This window comes from Mycobacterium sp. SMC-15 (assembly GCF_045310925.1).
Taxonomy (GTDB): Bacteria; Actinomycetota; Actinomycetes; order Mycobacteriales; family Mycobacteriaceae; genus Mycobacterium.
In genome coordinates, this window is sequence record NZ_JBJIAJ010000001.1 from 257018 (window position 1) to 274852 (window position 17835).

19 protein-coding genes and 4 tRNA genes are annotated in these 17835 nt (G+C 67.2%); 10 read left to right on the forward strand and 13 right to left on the reverse strand.

The genetic code is table 11. The features are described from left to right. The first annotated feature begins 64 nt into the window (after positions 1-64). Positions 65-1639 carry a hypothetical protein gene (locus tag ACJH71_RS01220; protein WP_406756217.1) on the forward strand — a complete coding sequence of 525 codons (1575 nt, stop codon included), beginning with the start codon at positions 65-67 and terminating at the stop codon, positions 1637-1639. On the opposite strand, the gene ACJH71_RS01225 is transcribed toward ACJH71_RS01220, so the two are convergent. After that, complete coding sequence (locus tag ACJH71_RS01225) at positions 1627-2079, reverse strand: NUDIX hydrolase (protein ID WP_406756218.1); 453 nt, start codon at positions 2077-2079, stop codon at positions 1627-1629. The two genes, ACJH71_RS01220 and ACJH71_RS01225, sit on opposite strands and share 13 nt — an antisense overlap. 92 nt (positions 2080-2171) lie before the next feature. On the opposite strand from ACJH71_RS01225, the gene ACJH71_RS01230 reads away from it, so the two are divergent. The 6 genes from ACJH71_RS01230 (at position 2172) to xerC (ending at position 6538) form a co-directional block, all read left to right on the forward strand. After that, the gene (locus ACJH71_RS01230) at positions 2172-2951 is read left to right on the forward strand and encodes a GntR family transcriptional regulator (protein ID WP_406756219.1); all 780 of its coding nucleotides are present in this window, start codon (positions 2172-2174) and stop codon (positions 2949-2951) included. A gap of 101 nt (positions 2952-3052) precedes the next feature. Continuing rightward, positions 3053-3472, forward strand: a complete 420-nt coding sequence (locus ACJH71_RS01235; RefSeq protein ID WP_406756220.1) for a plasmid replication, integration and excision activator — start codon at positions 3053-3055, stop codon at positions 3470-3472. A 60-nt stretch (positions 3473-3532) separates the two neighbouring features. Then, entirely contained in the window at positions 3533-4822 is a 1290-nt protein-coding gene (locus ACJH71_RS01240) for a cell division protein FtsK (RefSeq protein WP_406756221.1), read from the forward strand. Further along, complete coding sequence (locus ACJH71_RS01245; protein ID WP_406756222.1) at positions 4815-5141, forward strand: hypothetical protein; 327 nt, start codon at positions 4815-4817, stop codon at positions 5139-5141. The genes ACJH71_RS01240 and ACJH71_RS01245 overlap by 8 nt, the downstream gene beginning before the upstream one ends. Positions 5142-5144: 3 nt before the next feature. Then, positions 5145-5384, forward strand: a complete 240-nt coding sequence (locus ACJH71_RS01250; protein WP_406756223.1) for a helix-turn-helix transcriptional regulator — start codon at positions 5145-5147, stop codon at positions 5382-5384. Next, on the forward strand, positions 5384-6538 hold the full coding sequence (xerC, locus tag ACJH71_RS01255) for a tyrosine recombinase XerC (RefSeq protein ID WP_406756224.1): 1155 nt from the start codon (positions 5384-5386) through the stop codon (positions 6536-6538). The genes ACJH71_RS01250 and xerC overlap by 1 nt, the downstream gene beginning before the upstream one ends. A gap of 38 nt (positions 6539-6576) precedes the next feature. On the opposite strand, the gene ACJH71_RS01260 is transcribed toward xerC, so the two are convergent. The 3 genes from ACJH71_RS01260 to ACJH71_RS01270 form a co-directional block, all read right to left on the reverse strand. Continuing rightward, positions 6577-6653, reverse strand: a tRNA-Phe gene (locus ACJH71_RS01260). Between the two features lie 32 nt (positions 6654-6685). Then, positions 6686-6759, reverse strand: a tRNA-Asp gene (locus tag ACJH71_RS01265). 43 nt (positions 6760-6802) lie between these two features. Then, positions 6803-6875: transfer RNA gene (locus tag ACJH71_RS01270), tRNA-Glu, on the reverse strand. A gap of 134 nt (positions 6876-7009) precedes the next feature. Here ACJH71_RS01270 and ACJH71_RS01275 point away from each other — a divergent pair. After that, positions 7010-7085: transfer RNA gene (locus ACJH71_RS01275), tRNA-Lys, on the forward strand. A 49-nt stretch (positions 7086-7134) separates the two neighbouring features. On the opposite strand, the gene ACJH71_RS01280 is transcribed toward ACJH71_RS01275, so the two are convergent. The 4 genes from ACJH71_RS01280 to ACJH71_RS01295 are packed head-to-tail and all read right to left on the reverse strand — an operon-like array spanning position 7135 to position 11511. Next, positions 7135-8049, reverse strand: a complete 915-nt coding sequence (locus tag ACJH71_RS01280) for a class I SAM-dependent methyltransferase (protein ID WP_406756225.1) — start codon at positions 8047-8049, stop codon at positions 7135-7137. A 41-nt stretch (positions 8050-8090) separates the two neighbouring features. After that, a complete protein-coding gene (locus ACJH71_RS01285; RefSeq protein WP_406756226.1) occupies positions 8091-9422 on the reverse strand; it encodes an amidohydrolase family protein in 1332 nt (443 codons plus the stop codon). Then, on the reverse strand, positions 9416-10573 hold the full coding sequence (locus tag ACJH71_RS01290) for a CoA transferase (RefSeq protein WP_406756227.1): 1158 nt from the start codon (positions 10571-10573) through the stop codon (positions 9416-9418). Before ACJH71_RS01290 ends, ACJH71_RS01285 begins: the two co-directional genes overlap by 7 nt. Next, complete coding sequence (locus ACJH71_RS01295; RefSeq protein WP_406756565.1) at positions 10570-11511, reverse strand: enoyl-CoA hydratase/isomerase family protein; 942 nt, start codon at positions 11509-11511, stop codon at positions 10570-10572. Before ACJH71_RS01295 ends, ACJH71_RS01290 begins: the two co-directional genes overlap by 4 nt. Before the next feature lie 105 nt (positions 11512-11616). Here ACJH71_RS01295 and ACJH71_RS01300 point away from each other — a divergent pair, with 105 nt between their 5' ends. Continuing rightward, a complete protein-coding gene (locus ACJH71_RS01300) occupies positions 11617-13128 on the forward strand; it encodes a class I adenylate-forming enzyme family protein (protein ID WP_406756228.1) in 1512 nt (503 codons plus the stop codon). Next, positions 13125-13427: a hypothetical protein gene (locus ACJH71_RS01305; RefSeq protein ID WP_406756229.1), complete on the forward strand. Its 303-nt coding sequence runs from the start codon at positions 13125-13127 to the stop codon at positions 13425-13427. Before ACJH71_RS01300 ends, ACJH71_RS01305 begins: the two co-directional genes overlap by 4 nt. 4 nt (positions 13428-13431) lie before the next feature. Here ACJH71_RS01305 and ACJH71_RS01310 read toward each other — a convergent pair whose 3' ends face one another. The 5 genes from ACJH71_RS01310 to ACJH71_RS01330 all read right to left on the reverse strand — a co-directional run bounded on the left by ACJH71_RS01310 (position 13432) and on the right by ACJH71_RS01330 (position 17835). Beyond that, entirely contained in the window at positions 13432-14166 is a 735-nt protein-coding gene (locus ACJH71_RS01310) for a fatty-acid--CoA ligase (RefSeq protein ID WP_406756230.1), read from the reverse strand. Between the two features lie 28 nt (positions 14167-14194). Next, a complete protein-coding gene (locus ACJH71_RS01315) occupies positions 14195-14710 on the reverse strand; it encodes a hypothetical protein (protein ID WP_406756566.1) in 516 nt (171 codons plus the stop codon). 20 nt (positions 14711-14730) lie between these two features. After that, the gene (locus tag ACJH71_RS01320; RefSeq protein WP_406756231.1) at positions 14731-15345 is read right to left on the reverse strand and encodes a TetR/AcrR family transcriptional regulator; all 615 of its coding nucleotides are present in this window, start codon (positions 15343-15345) and stop codon (positions 14731-14733) included. 185 nt (positions 15346-15530) lie between these two features. Next, positions 15531-16679, reverse strand: coding sequence for an acyl-CoA dehydrogenase family protein (locus ACJH71_RS01325; RefSeq protein ID WP_406756232.1), 1149 nt, complete (start codon positions 16677-16679; stop codon positions 15531-15533). Between the two features lie 10 nt (positions 16680-16689). Further along, positions 16690-17835, reverse strand: a complete 1146-nt coding sequence (locus ACJH71_RS01330) for a thiolase family protein (RefSeq protein ID WP_406756233.1) — start codon at positions 17833-17835, stop codon at positions 16690-16692.

The following is a 17835-nucleotide window of genomic DNA, read 5'->3' on the forward strand; positions in this document are numbered from 1 at the left end:
TTCCCGCGGAAGCGTCCGGGCTCCCCGCTAACGTCGGTTCGGGATTCAGGAAAGGGGCCGAGTAGTGGAACTTCTGTACGTCGTCGAGATCGACGTCCGCCCTAGCGATGGATCTGGCCTGACGCCCGCGGATACTCGCGACCACATCAAGCGCCACCTCGCGGAGTGGCTGAGCTACGGGCACACTCAGACGCTCGATGCGGAGGCCCTCGATACGGACGGGACGGCCACGCTCGTCAGCGGGCAAGAGGGCAGGAGCGACAGCCGTGTCTCCTGGTCAACTGAAGGCACCACCGAAGTAACTGTCTTGGTGGTCACCGTGAGAACTGAGATCAGTCGTAGTGGCCGAGCGGACTTCATCTGTGTGGTGACGGTTTTCACGGAAGGCGACAGGACTGCGGTGCGGCTTGAACTGGGGCGCGAGTCTCTGGACGGTGTCCTCGCTCCTGCGGGCATTGACTATTTCCGAAGGCCATACCTCCTCGTCCTGCTTCTCCGCGACCGCGACCTCCAGTGTTGGTCCGGACCGAGTCGCGTCGACGGGCGATTCAACTGGGTCAACCCGCAACATGCGGACTTTGTGTGGGAAGCGCTGTCCGCGGACGGACGCCTTCTACCGATCCTTCTTGTTGATGGGAGTACGGAAGTTGGCGAGCAACTGGCGCGCAAGGCCGCTGGCGAGCTTGTTGGCCTGGCCCCCGTCCTTGCGGTCGATGCGCGATCACAACGGCTACTCGCGGACAGACTAGACCAGATTGAGGCATCAATCCCGCCGGGCGGCGCTCGGCTCGTATGGCCGGAACTGTCACTGCGGCACCCGGTATTCGTAGCGGATCAGGCGCAGTTCGCGCCCGGCCGTCTGCTCCGGATGCTGAGCTCCGTCTCCGTAACGGTCCGCGGTGTAAACCAGTTACTCCGTAGGGCGGAGGCTGCTCGGAGGACTGCACGCAATAGACGGATCACCGCCGATCTGGCGGCCGCAAAGGCGCAGGGCGACAATTCCAAGGAACTCGAGGCGCAGGTTCGTGTTATCGGGGAACTGCAAGATGAGATCAGTCAATACGACTCGTGGTTCAAACAGGTGGAAGAGGAACGTGACCAATACAAGGCACAGGCGGCGCAAGCTGCGTACTGGAAGCAAGAGGCTGAACGTGCCCGTCAGTCCAGCGGGGTGCGTGTAACTGACTGGGCGGAAGCACCGGAACTGGATCTGATCGACCTTACCGCTCTGGCGTCATATCTTGAGAAGCAGGCACAAGGTGCCATTGTCTTCACTCGTGACGCTCATCAGTCGTGGAAGCGTGACGACTACCCACATGTCGACGTGATGCGCGGCGCCCTAATCGCATTGACCAAGGCAGCCATCGAGTATCGGCGTCTCGGATGTCAACTCGGTATGGTCCCAGACGATTGGTTCAAGCATGAGTGGGAACTCAATCTCGCGTCGACGGACCAGTACATGAGCAAGCGAAAACTTGATTCGTTCGACTTCGAAGGCAATACCTACAGCCGCCTGCCCCACCTCAAGTTGGGTGACAACACGTCACCGAACGAGGTCGGCCGCGTTTACTTCGCCATGGACTCGGAGGGCGAGCGCTTCATCGTTGATCACGTCGGCTTGAAACTCTACGGGCTTTGAGATTCAGGGGATGGCGACGGTAACAAATTGACCCCATCATGCGCCCGCGACTGTGGCCACTCCTCGAACGCATCGAGGACGCGCATTCCGAACGCCGGCACCATCACTGACTGCACTTCCTCTGTTGTCATCCAACGAATTTCTCGCGCTTCCTCAGTCGCGTGAGGTGCGCCGCCAACGGGCCGGCAACGGTACACCAGCGCAACAATTCCGTGGGTCAGGTTCTTGTAGACGCCCGTGAGCCGCTCGACCTCGACTACGAGCCCCGTCTCTTCCCGCACCTCGCGCCGCACGCCGTCCTCGAATGATTCGTCGAGCTCGAGCACACCGCCGGGCGCTTCCCAGTGGCCGTTGTCGTCGCGGCGGATCACCAGAACGCGGCCGTCCTCGCGCACGACGATGCCGGCCACACTGACCGAATGTTTGGGCATAGTTGCCATCGCTGGCCCTCCTTGTTCGACGCCGCCAGGAGTGACACCGACGGACTCGTTCTATAGGCTAGTCGTCTAGACGTGTAAGGGAAGGTCTGCGGGTGCTGGAACTTGGACAGATCGACCGTGCAGCGGACGCGCCGCCGTACCGGCAGATCGCGGGCATGTTGCGGCAGGCAATCCGGGCCAACCAATTGACCGCCGGGGAGCGACTGCCGTCGGAGGCCGCACTGATCGAGCACTTCGGTGTAGCCCGCATGACCGTTCGGCAGGCCGTCCAAGAGCTTCGCGCCGAAGGGCTCGTCGTCTCAGAACACGGACGGGGCGTTTTCGTTCGCCCGACTCCCCCGATCCGGCGCCTGGCATCGGATCGCTTCGCCCGAAAACACCGCACGGAAGGCAAGGCAGCCTTCAGCGCCGAAGCGGAGAAGTCCGGTTACACACCGCAAGTAGACAACATCGTAGTGGGACGACAGAGGCCGGATTCGGTTGTGGCTGAGCGGCTTCGCATACCGACCGAACAAGAGGTCGTGGTCCGGTCACGGCGCTATCTGGCCAACGGCCGGCCAGTCGAGACCGCGGTGTCATACATCCCGGCAGCCTTCGCCGAAGGCACACAGATCGCGCAGGTAGACACCGGCCCCGGCGGCATCTACGCCCGCCTGGAAGACAACGGCCACACGCTCGCCCGATTCACCGAAGAAGTCGGCGCGCGAATGCCCACGCCCGAGGAACGCCGGCAGTTGGAACTCGGACCGGGTGTTCCGGTGCTGACGGTCGTCCGCACCGCATACGACACCAACGACGTGGCCGTCGAAGTCTGCGACACGGTGAAGGTCGCGTCCGCATACCTGCTCGAATACGACTTCACCGCCCGCTGAACCACGAAACCCTCCTCGATCCGGCCATAACCATTGTAGTCCTCTAGACGACTATGTATCTTGAACTTGTCTAGAGCAGTTCCAACTCAGAAAGGTCAACCATGTCCGTACCGAAGTGGCTCAAAGTGCCCCACCAGCAGGTTTTCCCCCACAAAGCGTTCCTGGTCTCCGACGTGACAGCCGTGATCGACTATGACCGGTCCACGAAGGACAACCGGGTCCAGGCGACCGACCGTGAATCCGGCCAGCTGCTCTGGCAGGTGGAAGTCCTCGATGGCGACCCGGCGGCAAACAAGCGAACGCGCACGGTCACCGTCAAGTTCGTCGCACCAACCCAGCCGGTATGCCCGCCGAACAACAGCGGAATGCCGTTCACGCCGGTGGTTTTCGAGGAGTTGTCCGTGCTGCCGTATGTCGATCGGTCGAGCGAGTCCGGCCGCATCGCGTGGTCATTCCGCGCCGCCAGCATGACCGCCGACATGGAGAAGGCGACCGCGTCGGCGGGGAAGGCGTCAGCATGAACTCCTTATGCGCCTGATCCAGGAGTACCCGTCGACCCGTATTCCGGGCGCGGGGTCGACTTGATCGACTTGGCCGATCACCTCACGCACTTGGTCATCGCCGGTGCGGTTTGGTCCATCGTCATCGTCTGCCTTGCGGCCGTGGCCGCCGTCGCCTGGCGACAGAGTTCGCCGGACACGTACGAGCAGCACCTCGCCGCTCCCGCACGGCGGATGCGGTGGCGCCTCTGGGCTCTGTTCGGCTGGTCCAGGGTGGCCAAAGCCTGCGGGTTGTCGGCCTCGGAGCAGGTCACCCGCAAAGCCGCGGATGGCAAAACGACAACCGCCACGAAGTGGACCCACCCGCGTGTGCTGAGTGTCGGTACTTCCGGCCACTGCCTTCGCATCACGGTGCGCACCCGGACTGGTCAGACGGTCGACGACCTCGAAAGAGCGGTCCCGGCAATCCGTGACACCCTACGCGCTCACTCGGCGCGCGCAACGGTGGTCTCGCCTGCGACAGTACGCATGGAATTCGTTATGCGCCCCCACCTTTCAACGGCAGAAACCGCTGTCCCAACAAGGCGGGTAGCGACGACCGGCGTGGAGCTGGGACGACGTGAGAACGGAGCGCTGTGGACCCTGCGGATCGCAGAACGCCAGACGCTAACCGTCGGCTGCTCCGGGTCAGGCAAAGGTTCGATCTTCTGGGGCATCGCCGGCGGATTCGGCCCGGCAGTAAAGGCAGGCGTAGTGCGGCTGCTGGCCATCGACCTGAAGTACGGGATCGAAGTCGCGATCGGCTCACCGCTATTCACCACCGTCGCGACGACTGAGGTCGCGGCCGCGCAGCTGCTCCACAAGCTGGAAGAAGTCATGGACAGGCGCGGCAATCAGATGGCCGGCACGGCGCGCGCTCATAAGCCGACCGCTAACAATCCGCTCCTGGTCCTGCTGATCGACGAGCTGGCCGGCCTGACGGCATACATGACCGATGCGAACCTCAAGAAACAGGTAGCAGGCTCACTGTCCCGAATTCTGACCAAGGGCCGGGCGCTCGGCATCGTGGTGGTCGCCTTCATGCAGGACCCGCGCAAAGAGATCCTCCCGATGCGCGGCCTGTTCACCCAGACGATCGCGCTTCGGCTCCGTTCACGCGACGAGGTCGCCATGGTGCTCGGTGATGGGCTCGCCGACATCGCGCCCGCCCATCGCATCAGCCCAAACGATCCGGGAACCGGCTACGTCATCGACGAGGACGGGCAGGTAACCAAGGTGCGATCCGACTTCTGGACTGACGACCAAATCAGCTCTACCGCAAAGAAATACGGACGGACGCGCACGACCGAGGAAGGACAGCGCCATGAGTGACGACTGGCCTATCTTCGAGCCACCCGACCAGGATCAATTGACGCGCCGCGCTGATGACCTTCGACACCGCGCCGCGCTCGTCCGCCGATACGGCTGGGACCAGTACCGGAGTCGCTGGTCCACGGGCGAAGTCCTCGGCGTCGCGCTGGTCCTGGATGACCAGGCCGAACTGCAGCGCTGTGGTGAGACGACCGACTCCTCCCTTTCCGCTTGGGCATTCACCCTGTGGGGAATCACCTGCGGCCAATCCGACACTGCCGCCGGGCTGCCGTCTACCCGCGCCTGGTTCCACGCAATCCGGTGCCAGGCCACGAGGTGAGAGATGACGATTACTCATGGCCTGCGGGATGCCCTCGTCACCGCCGGCACGTTCCCCGAGTTACTCACCGCCGACCAAGTGTCGGCGCTGCTTGGCGTATCCGCTGCGACGCTCAACCGCTGGGCCGCATTGCGCGAAACCACCGGTGAGCAGATCGGACCGCCCTGCTACACGCTCTCGGAGCGGGTGCGCCGCTGGGACTGCGCCGAAGTCCGAGCCTGGCTGAAGCAGGTGCGGCGATAATGGCCGGCAACACCCCGCGCGGCATCCGTAAACGGCTCAATGCAGCCGGCGAGCCTCGCTACCAAGTCCGCTACTTGGTCCGCGATCCTGACGCGCCATCAGGCTGGGTCGAAACGTCAGCCACGTTCCCGACCCTGCGCGAGGCGAAGGCGTTCAAGTCCGAACGCGACAACGAAGCCGCGCTCGGCGCACGCCGGTTCGACCCACGTCTCGGCCGGACACCGCTAAGCCGAATTTGGACCCAGTTCTCGGAGTCCAAGAAGCCGGCGGTGTCGCCGAAGACCTGGAGCGGATACACCCAGCACTGGGAACTGCGCATCGCACCCCGGTTCGGCCACGTACCCGTCGACGAAATCAGCCGCGCAGACGTCCAGGGGTTCATCGACGGCTTGACGGTCGGACCGTGGGCAAAGGTGTCCACTCTGCGGCTGTTGCGATCGATTCTCGACGTCGCCCACCAGGACGGCCGTATCCATCGCAATCCTGCTGTCGGTGTATCCGCCGGCCGCATTCCCGAGCGCGAACGGCACCGCTACCTCACCGCGCCCGAGGTTCAGACCCTCGCGGCCGCGTGCGGGGATCAAGGCGATGTCGTGACCGTCCTGGCCTACACCGGCCTACGGTGGTCCGAACTCGTCGGCCTCCGCGTCAAAGACGTCGACCTCGCCGCCCGGCGCCTGTACGTCCGGCGGGCCGCACCCGAGGTTGAAGGCCGCATCGTCATCGGACCGCCCAAGACCCGCGCCGGCATCCGCACCATCCCGCTCCCCCAAGTCGTCGTCGACATCCTCAAAGCAAGGATCAGCGGACGGAATCCAGACGAGCCCGCCATCACCTCACCCACTGGGGCGTTGCTGCGGTCGAACAACTGGCGCCGCCACACGCACTGGAACAACGCACTGAACAAAACCGGGCTGGCGCCGCTGACTATCCATGAGCTGAGGCACACCTATGCCAGCCTTGCCCGCAAATCCGGCGCGGACCTCAGATACGTGCAGAAAACAATGGGCCACTCGACACCGACCGTCACCGCCAACATCTACAGCGACCTCTACGCCGACGAGCTGGACCAGGTCGCAACAAACCTCGATCAACTTCACGCAACCGAGATTCACACACCGAAGACCGGACAAGAACCGGACAAAGAAAACTGACAACCGAGCGCAAGACCCATGTCGATGCAGGTAAAGAATGGTGGCCAGGGCCGGGATCGAACCGGCGACCTTCCGCTTTTCAGGCGGACGCTCGTACCAACTGAGCTACCTGGCCGGAAGGCACCAGGTGCCTCGCCGTAATAAAAGCGACCCTGACGGGACTTGAACCCGCGACCTCCGCCGTGACAGGGCGGCGCGCTAACCAACTGCGCCACAGGGCCTTGCTTGTACTGCTTCACTCCCGGCGTTTCCGCCGCTTGCGAGTACCCCCAACGGGATTCGAACCCGTGCTACCGCCGTGAAAGGGCGGCGTCCTAGGCCACTAGACGATGGGGGCCAGAACCGAATCTCTCCGAGGCACTCACAACGTTTCACGTTGGGAGCTTGGCTAGCTTAGGGCACAGTGGCCCGAATCCTCAAACCGGTCCCGAGCGGAGCACGATCGGGCGGGCAGTATTCTGTTCCAGCACGGCCCCTATAGCTCAGTTGGTAGAGCTACGGACTTTTAATCCGCAGGTCGCAGGTTCGAGCCCTGCTGGGGGCACCACACCAACGTCCATCCGCCACCTCGGCGGACCCGCCCGCTGTGATCCGTTTCATACCGCGGGACCAGGAAGAACGGCGCTCAAGTAGGTCATGTCGTCGAACGCGACCGCCAGTTCGTCGTCGCCGTACTCCAGGCCGCACTCGTCGTAGAGCTCGCGGACCTGGCGGCCCGTCACCGTCCAGCCGGCACCGGTCAGGTACTCGATGATGTGGTTGCGTTCGCCGTGGTAGATCAGGTCGCCGATCTCCACGTCGAACCCCAGCACCGACATCTTCTCCCGGTGTTCGCGCCACGCCGGGCTGGCGAACACCGACGTGTCGCTGATGAACTCGCAGGCCACCCGGCTGCCCGGTGCGCTCAGCGACTTGATGGTGTCGAACAGGGCGTCCTGGGCGTCGGGCTGCAGGTAGATCAGCAGGCCCTCGGCGCTCCACACGGTGGGCGCCTGCGGGTCGAATCCGGCCGCCTTAAGGGCCGTCGGCCAGTCGTCACGCAGGTCGATGGCCACGGTGCGGCGCTCGGCGGTGGGCTCGGCGCCCAGGTCACGCAACGTGGTGGTCTTGAACTCGATCACCTCCGGCAGGTCGACCTCGTAGACCACGGTGCCCGCCGGCCACTCCAGTCGGTAGGCACGCGAATCCAGGCCAGAAGCGAGGATCACCGCCTGGCGGATGCCGCTGCGCGTCGCCGACAGGAAGTGCTCGTCGAAGAAGCGGGTCCGCACGCCCATGCCGTGGCCCATCCGGATCGGGTCGAACTCGCCGCCCTCGACGACGGGGATGTCGCCGTCGACCATCCGGGTGAAGAAGTCGATGCCCACCGCCCGCACCAGCGGTGCCGCCCACGGGTCGTTGATCAGTTTGTCCGGTCCCGAGGTGGCCAGCGCGCGCTGCGCCGCCACCATGGTCGCGGTCGCCCCCACACTGGTGGCCAAGTCCCAGCTGTCGCTATCCGTGCGCGTCATCGATGCCTCTCCGAAAATATTCTGCAAACTATCTAGCCAGGCTACCGACCACCGTGGACCACCGCACCGGCGACGACCGTGGACGCCACCAGCTCGGCGTCGAGGGCGACCGGATCACCGGCCAGCAGGCACACGTCACCGGGATCGCCGACGGCGATTCGGCGCGGTGCCGCGGGCCGATCGGCCCGGCCGGTGAACCCGCGCAGCGCGGCACGGGGCGAGATCCGCTCCCCCGGCCCCAGCACGGCGCCGCTGGGCGTGGTCCGGTGCACCGCGGCACGCATGGCCGCCCAGGGGTCACCGTCTCCGAAGGGCGTGTCGGTGGACAGTGCCACCGGAATTGCGTTGCGCTGCAATGAGGCAACCCGCCACAGCTCGTGGTGACGCTCGGGTTCGATGGTGGCGAGGTAGTCGTCGCCGCGCTCGGCAACGAAGTTCGGCTGGGTGACGACGACGATCCCCAGTGCGGCGAGATCGGCCAGCCGGTCATCGGGCACGACCGCGGCGTGTTCGATGCGGTCGTCGGGGTGCGGCCCGGCGGCCTGCCAGGCGGCGATCGCGACGGTGAACTGGGCGTCGGTGACGCAGTGCAGTGCCACACCGTGGTCGCGGGCGTGGTTGTCGGACAACGCTTTTATCAACGCATCCAGATCGAGGCGGTCGTCGTCGAGGATGATCTTGGCCGGCCCGAGCGTGGTACCGGGCACGGCACTGGCCCCGGCGGGTGCCAGGCAGTGCAGCCGCTGCAGGAGCTGGCCGGCATTGTGGGCGGCGGCGAACGCGGCGATGTCGGCGTCGCCGTGGCCTGGGGTGGCGTCGGTGATTCCGGTGACGCCGCGGGCTGCCAGCTGCCGGCTCAGCCGGGCCAGCGAGGGTTCGCGGTGCGGGAGGCGGGGCGCGGGATCGCCGTCGGCGCGCAGCAGCCGCCCGTCGGGGTGCTCGGTCATCCCGGTGCGGGCCAGACCGGCGGAGTTGAGCACCCACAGCGCGCCGCTGCGGTGCGCCACCCGCACCGGCTGTTTCGGCGAGAACCGATCTAGCAGTGCGGCGTTGAGCTCTCCGGCAACCGATTCGTGGTAGCCGTAGCCACGCACCCAACCGTCAGCATCGGGGGTGGCGGCCCGCAGTGCGGCGGCCAGTTCGTCGAGGGTGCGCACCCGCGGCGGTCCCAGGCATACCGAATCCAGCGCCGCGGCCGCCGATCGCAGGTGCACGTGGTGATCGTGCAGCCCGGGAATCACGGTGGCGCCGCCCGCGTCGAGGACGTCTTCGCCCCGGTGCGCGGTCAATGCCGGTGCGATTTCCTCGATGGTGTCGCCGAGCCGGATGTCGACCCGTGCGCCGTCCAGCAACACCGCGCGCTGGATCAGCACCGCGCCGCCACCAGGTCGTTGATTCGGGCGTTGTCGGCCCCCAGCGCCGGACCGGCGCCCTCAATACGAGGACGTGGCGGCGCCAGCACCGGTACCTCACCGGCGGGGACACACTCCGGCAGCGCGGCATAGCCGGCGGCGACGGCGGCCAGCGCCAGCGTGATCACCTCGCCCCCGCCGCGGGCCAACGAATCGGAAACCGCCGCAGCGGCTTCGATGCCGGTCAACGGGTCGGCGATGGCGTCGGCGCAGAACACCGGGCCATCACCCACCAGGCCGCCGGCGACCGCGGCGTCGTCGCCGAACCCGGTGTAGCCGCTGTCGGCACCATGCGCGGTGATCTGCAGCCATACCCGCCCGGGCCGGCCGGCCACGTCGAGCGGGCCCAGGCCGCGGCGGGCCAGTGCGGCCGGACGCGAGCCCTCCAACACCACATCGGCGGCAGCCAGCAGCTGGGCGAGCAGCTTGGCGCCACGATCGAAATCCAGGGCGCAGGAGAGCTTTCCGCAGTTCATCCAGTCGAAGAAGGCGCTGGGCCCGCCGCGGGTGCCGTCCGGACGCGTCGGGCTTTCCACCTTGATCACCGTCGCCCCGGCCTGGGCGAGCAGGCGCCCGCACAGCGGCCCCGCCCACAGCGAGGTCAGGTCGACGACAAGCGCTCCGTGCAGACCGCGGACCGCGCCCGCCGGCCCCACTCGGCGCACCACCGGCGCGGCCGGGGCGGTCTCTCCCAACGCCGCGGCGGGCAGATCCAGCAGCCGCGCCCGCGCCACGACCTCGGCCACCGCCCGCTTCGAAGACCACCCGGCGATCGCCACCCATGGCTCGCGGCCCTCGGATTCGATCAGGGCGGGCACGGCGTCGAGGTCGTCGGTGCGCGAGAGCGTCAGCGCCCACCACCCGTCCGCGGCGGCCAGCAGCCGCGAGGCTCCCCCGGCCGATACCCGCCCGGCGCGCGTCCAGCCCAGCAGCCCGGCCCGGCCGGCCAGCAGCTCCGCGGCGTCGGCCCGGACACCGGTCGCGGCGGTGAAGCGGCCCAGCACCTGCGTAGCGCGCGGCAGTATCGCGGCCCGGGAGAAATCCGGGCGTCCGTCAGGCTGCCCGGTCAGCCAGGCCAGCCCCGACGCGCCCCAGCCGGCCGCGGCTGTCACGGGACCTCGTCGACAAGGCCCCACCGCAGCGCGGTCTTCGCGTCAATGGTGCGGCCGGACAGGATGAGATAGGCGGTACGCCACCGCCCGATCCGGCGGGTGACGCTGACGGTGCCGCCCGCACCTGGGATCAGACCCAGACTCAGCTCGGGTAGCCCCAATGTCGTGGCGGGGTCCGCTCGCACCCAGCCGCAGAAGGCGGCCATCTCCAGGCCGCTGCCCAGCACCTGGCCGTGGATCTCGGCCCGACAACGCGCGCCCAGCCGAGCGGTCAGCGCATCCAACGCCAGCGCCGGGCTGTGCCGGGTGCGGGCCAGATGCGCGCTGGGCACGTCGGTGAACCCGCCGAATTCGGCGAGGTCGCCACCGCTGCAGAACGACGGCCCAACACCGCTGAGCACCACTTCGTCGATCGAGGGGTCGGCGGCGGCTACGGCCAGTCCATCGAGCAGGACGGCCCGGGTCGCGTTGTCGAAGGCGTTGTGGCGCTGCGGCCGGTTGAACCGCAGCCGCAAAGTGTCGCCGTCGCGGTCGAGCAGCAGGGGGTCGGCGACCGCCGGCACGGTGGCCGGGCCGCGGGCCGCCAGCCAGCCGGCGAACTCCGGACCGGCTTGCAGCACCGAGTAAGCCAGCGATTCGGTGACCACCCCGGACCAGGCCGGTGCCGACGGGTCCACCGCGCGCAGCACGTCGTCACAGATCGCCGCCGCCTGCCGCCAGCGCGCGCAGCGGTCGGTGATCTCGGCGAGCGCCTCGGGCACCGAGGCGACGGTGATCACCCGCCGATCCGTCGTCTCGGTCTCCGAGAGGGTGAAGGTGGCGTGCTGCAGCCAGTGGTCGGCGTGCGCGGTACCGAATCGAGCGCCCGTCGCGATGATGATCCCGGCGCCGGGCGCGGCGTCGGGCACAGCGGCGTCGAGGTCGATCGTTGCGATCATGTCGCACGTCAGCGTACCCAGCGGCGGTGTTGCCACAGCCCGTACGATATCGAAACTACCGAAAAATGATAATGTCGTTCTCATGGCGGTTCGGAGGGCGCAACGGTGAGTATTTCGCTGCTGCTGGAGATGGCGGTGTCCGCCGACCCGGATCGGGTCGCGGTCGTCTCCGAGACCACCCGCTACACCACCGCGGAGCTCAACGCCCTCGCCGATGCCGGCGCGGGAGTGATCGAGGAGACCGGCGCTGCCAGCGTGGCCTACGTCGGGATGGGCGGCGACATGCTGCCGCTGCTGTTGTTCTCCGCGGCGCGGTCCGGACGGCCGTTCGCGCCGCTGAACTACCGGCTCAGTGGCCAGGCGCTGCGGGAGCTGATCGAACGGCTGCCACAGCCGCTGGTCGTGGTCGACAAGGAATACCGCGACATCCTCGGCGATATCGGTGTGGCAGTCATGGATTCCGACACCTTCTGCGCCCGCGCTCAGACCGCCACGCCCGCGGTGCAGTGGCCCGATCCCGACGATGTGGCAGTGGTGCTGTTCACCTCGGGCACCACATCCAAGCCCAAAGCCGTTGAGCTGACGCACAACAACCTGACCAGCTACGTGACCGGCACGGTGGAGTTCGACTCCGCCGATACCGGCGATGCCGCGCTGATCTGCGTTCCGCCGTATCACATCGCCGGCGTCGGCGCGGCGCTGAGCAACCTGTACGCCGGGCGCAAAGCGGTCTATCTGCGCCGGTTCAGCGCCGCGGAGTGGATCCGGCTGGTCAACACCGAGGCGGTCACCACCGCGACCGTGGTTCCAACCATGTTGGAGCGCATCGTCTCCGAGCTGGAGGCCCGCCCGGCCCCGCTGGCCACCCTGCGCAACCTCGCCTACGGCGGCTCTAAAGTGGCGCTGCCGCTGGTGCGCCGGGCTCTGGATCTGCTGCCCGAAGTCGGGTTCGTCAACGCCTATGGCCTGACCGAGACCAGTTCGACGGTCGCGGTGCTGACCCCCGAAGACCACCGGACCGCCTATGCGTCCAGCGAGGAAGCCGTCCGCAGGCGGTTGGGGTCGGTCGGGCGCGCGGTGCCCGGGATCGAAGCCGTCATCCGCGACGATCAGGGCCGGGTGCTGCAAGCCGGACAGCCCGGCGAGCTGTACGTGCGCGGCGAACAGGTTTCGGGCAAATACACCGGCATCGGATCGGTGCTCGACGGCGAGGGCTGGTTTCCCACCCGCGACCTCGCGGTGCTCGACGAGGACGGCTACCTGTTCATCGTGGGGCGCTCCGACGACACCATCATCCGGGGTGGGGAGAACATCGCCCCCGCCGAGATCGAGGACGTACTGGTCGAACATCCCGAGGTCCGCGACGTCGCGGTCGTCGGCGCACCCGACCCGGAGTGGGGACAGATCATCGTCGCGTGCGTGGTGCCGGCACCGGGTGCGTCGCCGGATCCCGACGCACTGCGCGAGTATGTTCGACAACAGCTGCGAGGATCGCGTACCCCGGACCGGATCGTCTTCCGGTCGGAGTTGCCGACCACCCCGACCGGCAAGGTGTTGCGGCGCGAGCTGGTCTCTGAAATCGAAGCACAGCACGCCAATATCGAAGGGGCGCAATGATCAAGTCCGGTACCCGCCTTAAGAGTCAGGTTTGCGACACCCAGGTCATCGTCGTCAAGACCGCCGACAGCCTCGATGACCTTCGTGCCGGTGGTGCACCGATGGTGCCGCTGGATGACGCGACGTCCGGCGGTGCAGCACTGGATCCGGACTACTCCGGCGGCGCGGTGATGGGCAAGCGCTACGTCGACGAGGCGGGCGCCGAGGTGCTGGTGACCAAGGCCGGCACCGGAACCTTGAGCATCGGTACCGTGCCGCTGAGCATCAAGGAAGCCAAGCCGCTGCCGGCCAGCGACTAAGCGCTCAGCTCGCCGGCTCGCCGGCCGTTTCCGATTCGTCGCCGACGCGCATCAGGTGCGCCAGGCGACCGACGAACACCGGCGGATAGATCCCGACGCCGGCTCGGGTGATCCACTCGGAGGCGAACTCCGGTTCGTTGATCCACTGCCCGGCGCCGAGTTCGTCGTCTGCTTCTTGCAGCATGAAGATCTCGCGCGGATTGTCGAAGGCCTGGAATATCAGGATCTTCCGGATCCCGGCCGCAGTGAAGTGCTGCTCGGTGTCATGTACGTGGGAGATCAGCGCCTGGGTGTCGCCGACTTCGGCCACGGCGGCGACTACGACACCCGGCGGTTCGGCGAGGATCGCCGGAGTCGGCCCCCGGGCCGGCGGAGGGGAGACGAAGCCGGGACCGCCGAATGAACCGAGCGGTTCGGCGGCGGACACATGCGGCGCAAGATCGATGCGCTCCACCAATGATCCGGCGAACACCGCCGGGATGTCGCTGACGCCGACGGCGTCGAACCAGGCCATGAAGGCCTCATCGCGCAGCAGGTCGACCACCGGCTGCGCGGCGTGGATCGCCATCACCGCCAGTACCCGGCCTGGATCCACCGACGAGGTGTAGACGAGGACGTGATGGGCGCCCAGGTGGGCAAGGCTGTCGCGGTGGCGCTGCATCAGCGGCCAGACCTTGGCCGGATCCGGCACCCGATAGTCGGTCACCAGCACCAGGGAGCGTGCCAGTGGGTCAGGCATCATGTCGGTCGCGCGCCGCCCGTGCCCTTCAACTGGCTGGGCTCAGGTCCGCCGCGACCGACGTACAGGCGGCCGGCCCACAGCGGAAGGTTTCGATGTGGGCGTCCCAGGCCTGGGAGCCCGCCGGGTCGATACCGGCCGCCCGCAGCGCCTGGGCCTTGAAGGCGCGAGCCGCCGCGCTGAGCCGGTGCTGACGGGCGTCGACGTCGCTGTCCAACTCGGCCGGCACATCGCCCCACAACGTCACCTCGGTGCTGCTGTGCTCCAGCGCGTCGATCACCCCCTGGCGCACCCGGGCGTGACCGTCGAACATCTCGGCGCACACCGCGATGGTCTGCGGGTGCGGCCAGTGCTCCCACTGGGTGAGCACCGACGCCAGGTCCAGCACCTTGGCCCCCAGGATCTCCAGGGGGCGGGTGTCCTCGGCGTCATCGATCAACACGGTGACGTCCCAACCCGCGGTCGCACGGTCATAGAGCCAGCCGCCGGCGGCCATGACGACGTCGACGACGCTGCGCCCCACGATGTCGAACCGGTAGCGCATGTCCTGCTCCCCGGCCCCGGTCACCGCTGCGCGCCCTTTTCCTGAAGCGCGAAGTCGCGGGCCAGCGTTTCCGCGTACCCCGTGAACACTTCGGTCAGGGGAATTGATGGATCCAGCAGCCATGACATCTCCATTCCATTGATAAAGGCGATAATCTCCGCGGCCTTGGCAGTCGCGTTGAGGTCTGTGCGGTAGCGGCCGTCGTCCATGCCCCGCCGGATCAGGTCGGCGACGATCTCCAGCGCGCTGCGGTACCGGTGCAGCATCCGGTCGTGCAGCGGCGCCTCGGGCAGGACGTTCTCGGCGAGCAGCACGGTGAAGGTGCCGACCAATTCGGGCGCCCGGGTGAACCGTTCGGCAACCCGCTGGATCTCCTCGATCAGGTCGCCGCTGCGGTCGGCGTGGATGTCGTCGTCGGCGTCGCGGGCATCGAGCACCGCGTGCAGCAGCTGTTCTTTGGACGCGAAATGGTGCAAGAGGCCGGCCGCGCTGACGCCGGCGTTGCGGGCGATCTGCGCCAGTGAGGTGTTGCGCCAGCCATTGCGCGCCAGCAGGTGCTCAGCCGCCAACAGAATCCGCTGCCTGCGGTCCTCGCCTTTGGCGAGCAGTGTGGCGTACGGCCGGGGTGACGTCACCGGTCTCCTTTGCTTAACCAACCAAGTGAACACACAGTAGGTTGGTTAGGCCTGCTGTGACAAGGGTCTCATACAACTATTTTTTTGGCGGAGCTCTCACCGAGCGTGAAGTCGGCTTCACGCTCGACGTTCGAGCGTGAAGTTGCCTTCACGCTCGGGCGGAATCCGGGGTGTGTTTTCTGCCCTCACAAACCCAGCGATTTGGCGACGATCATCTTCATCACCTCGCTGGTCCCGGCATAGATCCGGGCCACCCGCGCATCGGTGTAGAGCCGGGCGATCGGGTATTCCATCATGTAGCCGTAGCCGCCGAACAGCTGCAGACAGCGGTCGATGACCCGGGCCTGCATCTCGGTGCAGAACAGTTTGGTCCGGGCCGCGTCCGCACCCGACAAGATGCCCTCGACGTGATCGGCGACCGCCCGGTCGAGCATGCACTGGGCCGCCTCGATCTCGGTGGAGACCGCCGCCAACTCGAACTTGGTGTTCTGGAACGAGGCGACCGGCGAGCCGAACACGTTGCGGTTCTGCACGTAGTCGATGGTCGCGGCCAGCGCCGAGCGGGCTTGGGCAACCGACCCGACCGCCACCGTGAGGCGTTCCTGGGCGAGATTGTGCCCCAGGTAGCTGAAGGCCTCGCCCTCCTCCCCCAGCCGGTTGGCCACCGGAACGCGGACGTCGGTGAAGGACAGTTCGGCGGTGTCTTGGACCTTGCAGCCCATCTTGTCCAGTTCGCGGCCACGCTCGAAGCCGGGCATGCCGCCCTCGACCACCAGCAGGGTCAGCCCGCGGCGACGGTTGTCGGGGTCGGTTGAGGTGCGGGCCACCACGATCACCAGGTCGGCCTGAATACCGCCGGTGATGAACGTCTTGGCCCCGTTGAGGATGTAGTCGTCACCGTCTCGCACGGCGGTGGTGCGCATTCCGGCCAGATCCGATCCGGTGCCGGGCTCGGTCATCGCGATCGCGGTGAGCAGCTTGCCGGCCGCCATCCCGGGAAACCAGCGCGCCCGCTGTTCGTCGTTCGTGTAGTGCAGGAAGTACGGCAGGATCACCTCGAGTTGGGTGCGCACCGTGGACAGCGTGACCAGGGCGCGCGCCGCTTCCTCCTGCAGCACCACGTTGTAGCGGTAGTCCTCGACGCCCGCGCCGCCGTATTCCTCGGGGATGGCCATGCCCAGCATCCCGAGCGAGCCCAGGTGCTCGAACACCTCGCGCGGCATCCGGCCGGCCTTCTCCCAGTTGGGGTATTCGGGCACCACATGCTTCTCGACGAAGTCGCGGGCCAAGGCACGGAATGACTCATGGTCCTGCGTGAACAGATCGCGCCGCATGGACAGTCCCCTAACCGACCAACTCGACGATCGTGGCGTTGGCGGTGCCGCCGCCCTCGCACATGGTCTGCAGGCCGTAGCGAATCCCGTTGGCGCGCATGTGGTGAATCATCCGGATCATCAGCACCGCTCCCGATGCACCGAGCGGGTGACCCAGGGCGATAGCACCGCCGACCGGGTTGAGACGCTTGGGGTCGGCGCCGGTCTCGGCCAGCCACGCCATCGGCACCGGAGCGAAGGCCTCGTTGACTTCGAAGACGCCGATGTCGTCGATGCTCAGTCCGGCGCGCTGGAGCACCTTCGCGGTGGCCGGGATGGGCCCGGTGAGCATCAGGACCGGGTCGGCGCCGGTCACCGCGCCGGCGGTGTAGCGCACCAGCGGGGTCAGCCCGCGCCGGGCGGCCTCGTCCTCGCTCATCACCAAAAGCGCTGCGGCGCCGTCGGAGATCTGCGAGGAGTTGCCGGCGTGGATCAATCCGTCCTCGCGGAAGGCCGGCTTGAGCCCGGCCAGCTTCTCGGCGGTGGTGCCGCGGCGGATGCCCTCGTCGGCGTCCACCACTCCGCCGTCGGTCGCGACCGGGACGATCTGATCGCGGAATGCACCGATGTCCTGCGCGGCGGCGGCCAACTCGTGTGAGCGCGCCGAATACTCATCGACCTGGGTGCGATCGAAACCCCACTTCTCGCAGATCATCTCGGCGCCGACGCCCTGGTTGAACTGGAATCCGTCATAGCGGGCCAGTGCTTTCGGGCCGAAGGGTTCGCCGGTGGCCCGGGCCGCGCCGAGCGGAACCCGGCTCATCACCTCAACACCGCCGGCGACCACGATGTCCTGTTGGCCCGACATCACGGCCTGCACGGCGAAGTCCAGCGCCTGCTGGCTGGAGCCGCAGGCCCGGTTGACCGTGGTTGCCGGGACGTGCTCTGGCCAGCCCGCGGCCAGCACCGCGTATCGGCCGATGTTGGAGGACTGATCGCCGACCTGCGACACGCAACCCCAGACCACGTCGTCGACGACGCCGGGGTCGGTTCCGGTGCGCTCCATCAGTTCGCCCAGCACGATCGCGGACAGGTCCGCGGCATGAGTGCCGGCCAGCCCGCCGTTGCGCTTTCCGACAGGGGTGCGCACCGCTCCGACGATCACCGTGGGTCGCAT

Excerpts from the sequence above, each read along its gene's own strand:
- ACJH71_RS01305 (WP_406756229.1), top strand. The coding sequence starts at position 13,125 with ATGATCAAGTCCGGTACCCGCCTTAAGAGTCAGGTTTGCGACACCCAG.
- ACJH71_RS01225 (WP_406756218.1), bottom strand. The coding sequence starts at position 2,079 with ATGGCAACTATGCCCAAACATTCGGTCAGTGTGGCCGGCATCGTCGTG.
- ACJH71_RS01250 (WP_406756223.1), top strand. The coding sequence starts at position 5,145 with ATGACGATTACTCATGGCCTGCGGGATGCCCTCGTCACCGCCGGCACG.
- ACJH71_RS01280 (WP_406756225.1), bottom strand. The coding sequence starts at position 8,049 with ATGACGCGCACGGATAGCGACAGCTGGGACTTGGCCACCAGTGTGGGG.
- ACJH71_RS01235 (WP_406756220.1), top strand. The coding sequence starts at position 3,053 with ATGTCCGTACCGAAGTGGCTCAAAGTGCCCCACCAGCAGGTTTTCCCC.
- xerC (WP_406756224.1), top strand. The coding sequence starts at position 5,384 with ATGGCCGGCAACACCCCGCGCGGCATCCGTAAACGGCTCAATGCAGCC.
- ACJH71_RS01295 (WP_406756565.1), bottom strand. The coding sequence starts at position 11,511 with ATGATCGCAACGATCGACCTCGACGCCGCTGTGCCCGACGCCGCGCCC.
- ACJH71_RS01330 (WP_406756233.1), bottom strand. The coding sequence starts at position 17,835 with ATGCGACCCACGGTGATCGTCGGAGCGGTGCGCACCCCTGTCGGAAAG.
- ACJH71_RS01245 (WP_406756222.1), top strand. The coding sequence starts at position 4,815 with ATGAGTGACGACTGGCCTATCTTCGAGCCACCCGACCAGGATCAATTG.
- ACJH71_RS01310 (WP_406756230.1), bottom strand. The coding sequence starts at position 14,166 with ATGCCTGACCCACTGGCACGCTCCCTGGTGCTGGTGACCGACTATCGG.
- ACJH71_RS01325 (WP_406756232.1), bottom strand. The coding sequence starts at position 16,679 with ATGCGGCGCGATCTGTTCACGCAGGACCATGAGTCATTCCGTGCCTTG.
- ACJH71_RS01315 (WP_406756566.1), bottom strand. The coding sequence starts at position 14,710 with ATGCGCTACCGGTTCGACATCGTGGGGCGCAGCGTCGTCGACGTCGTC.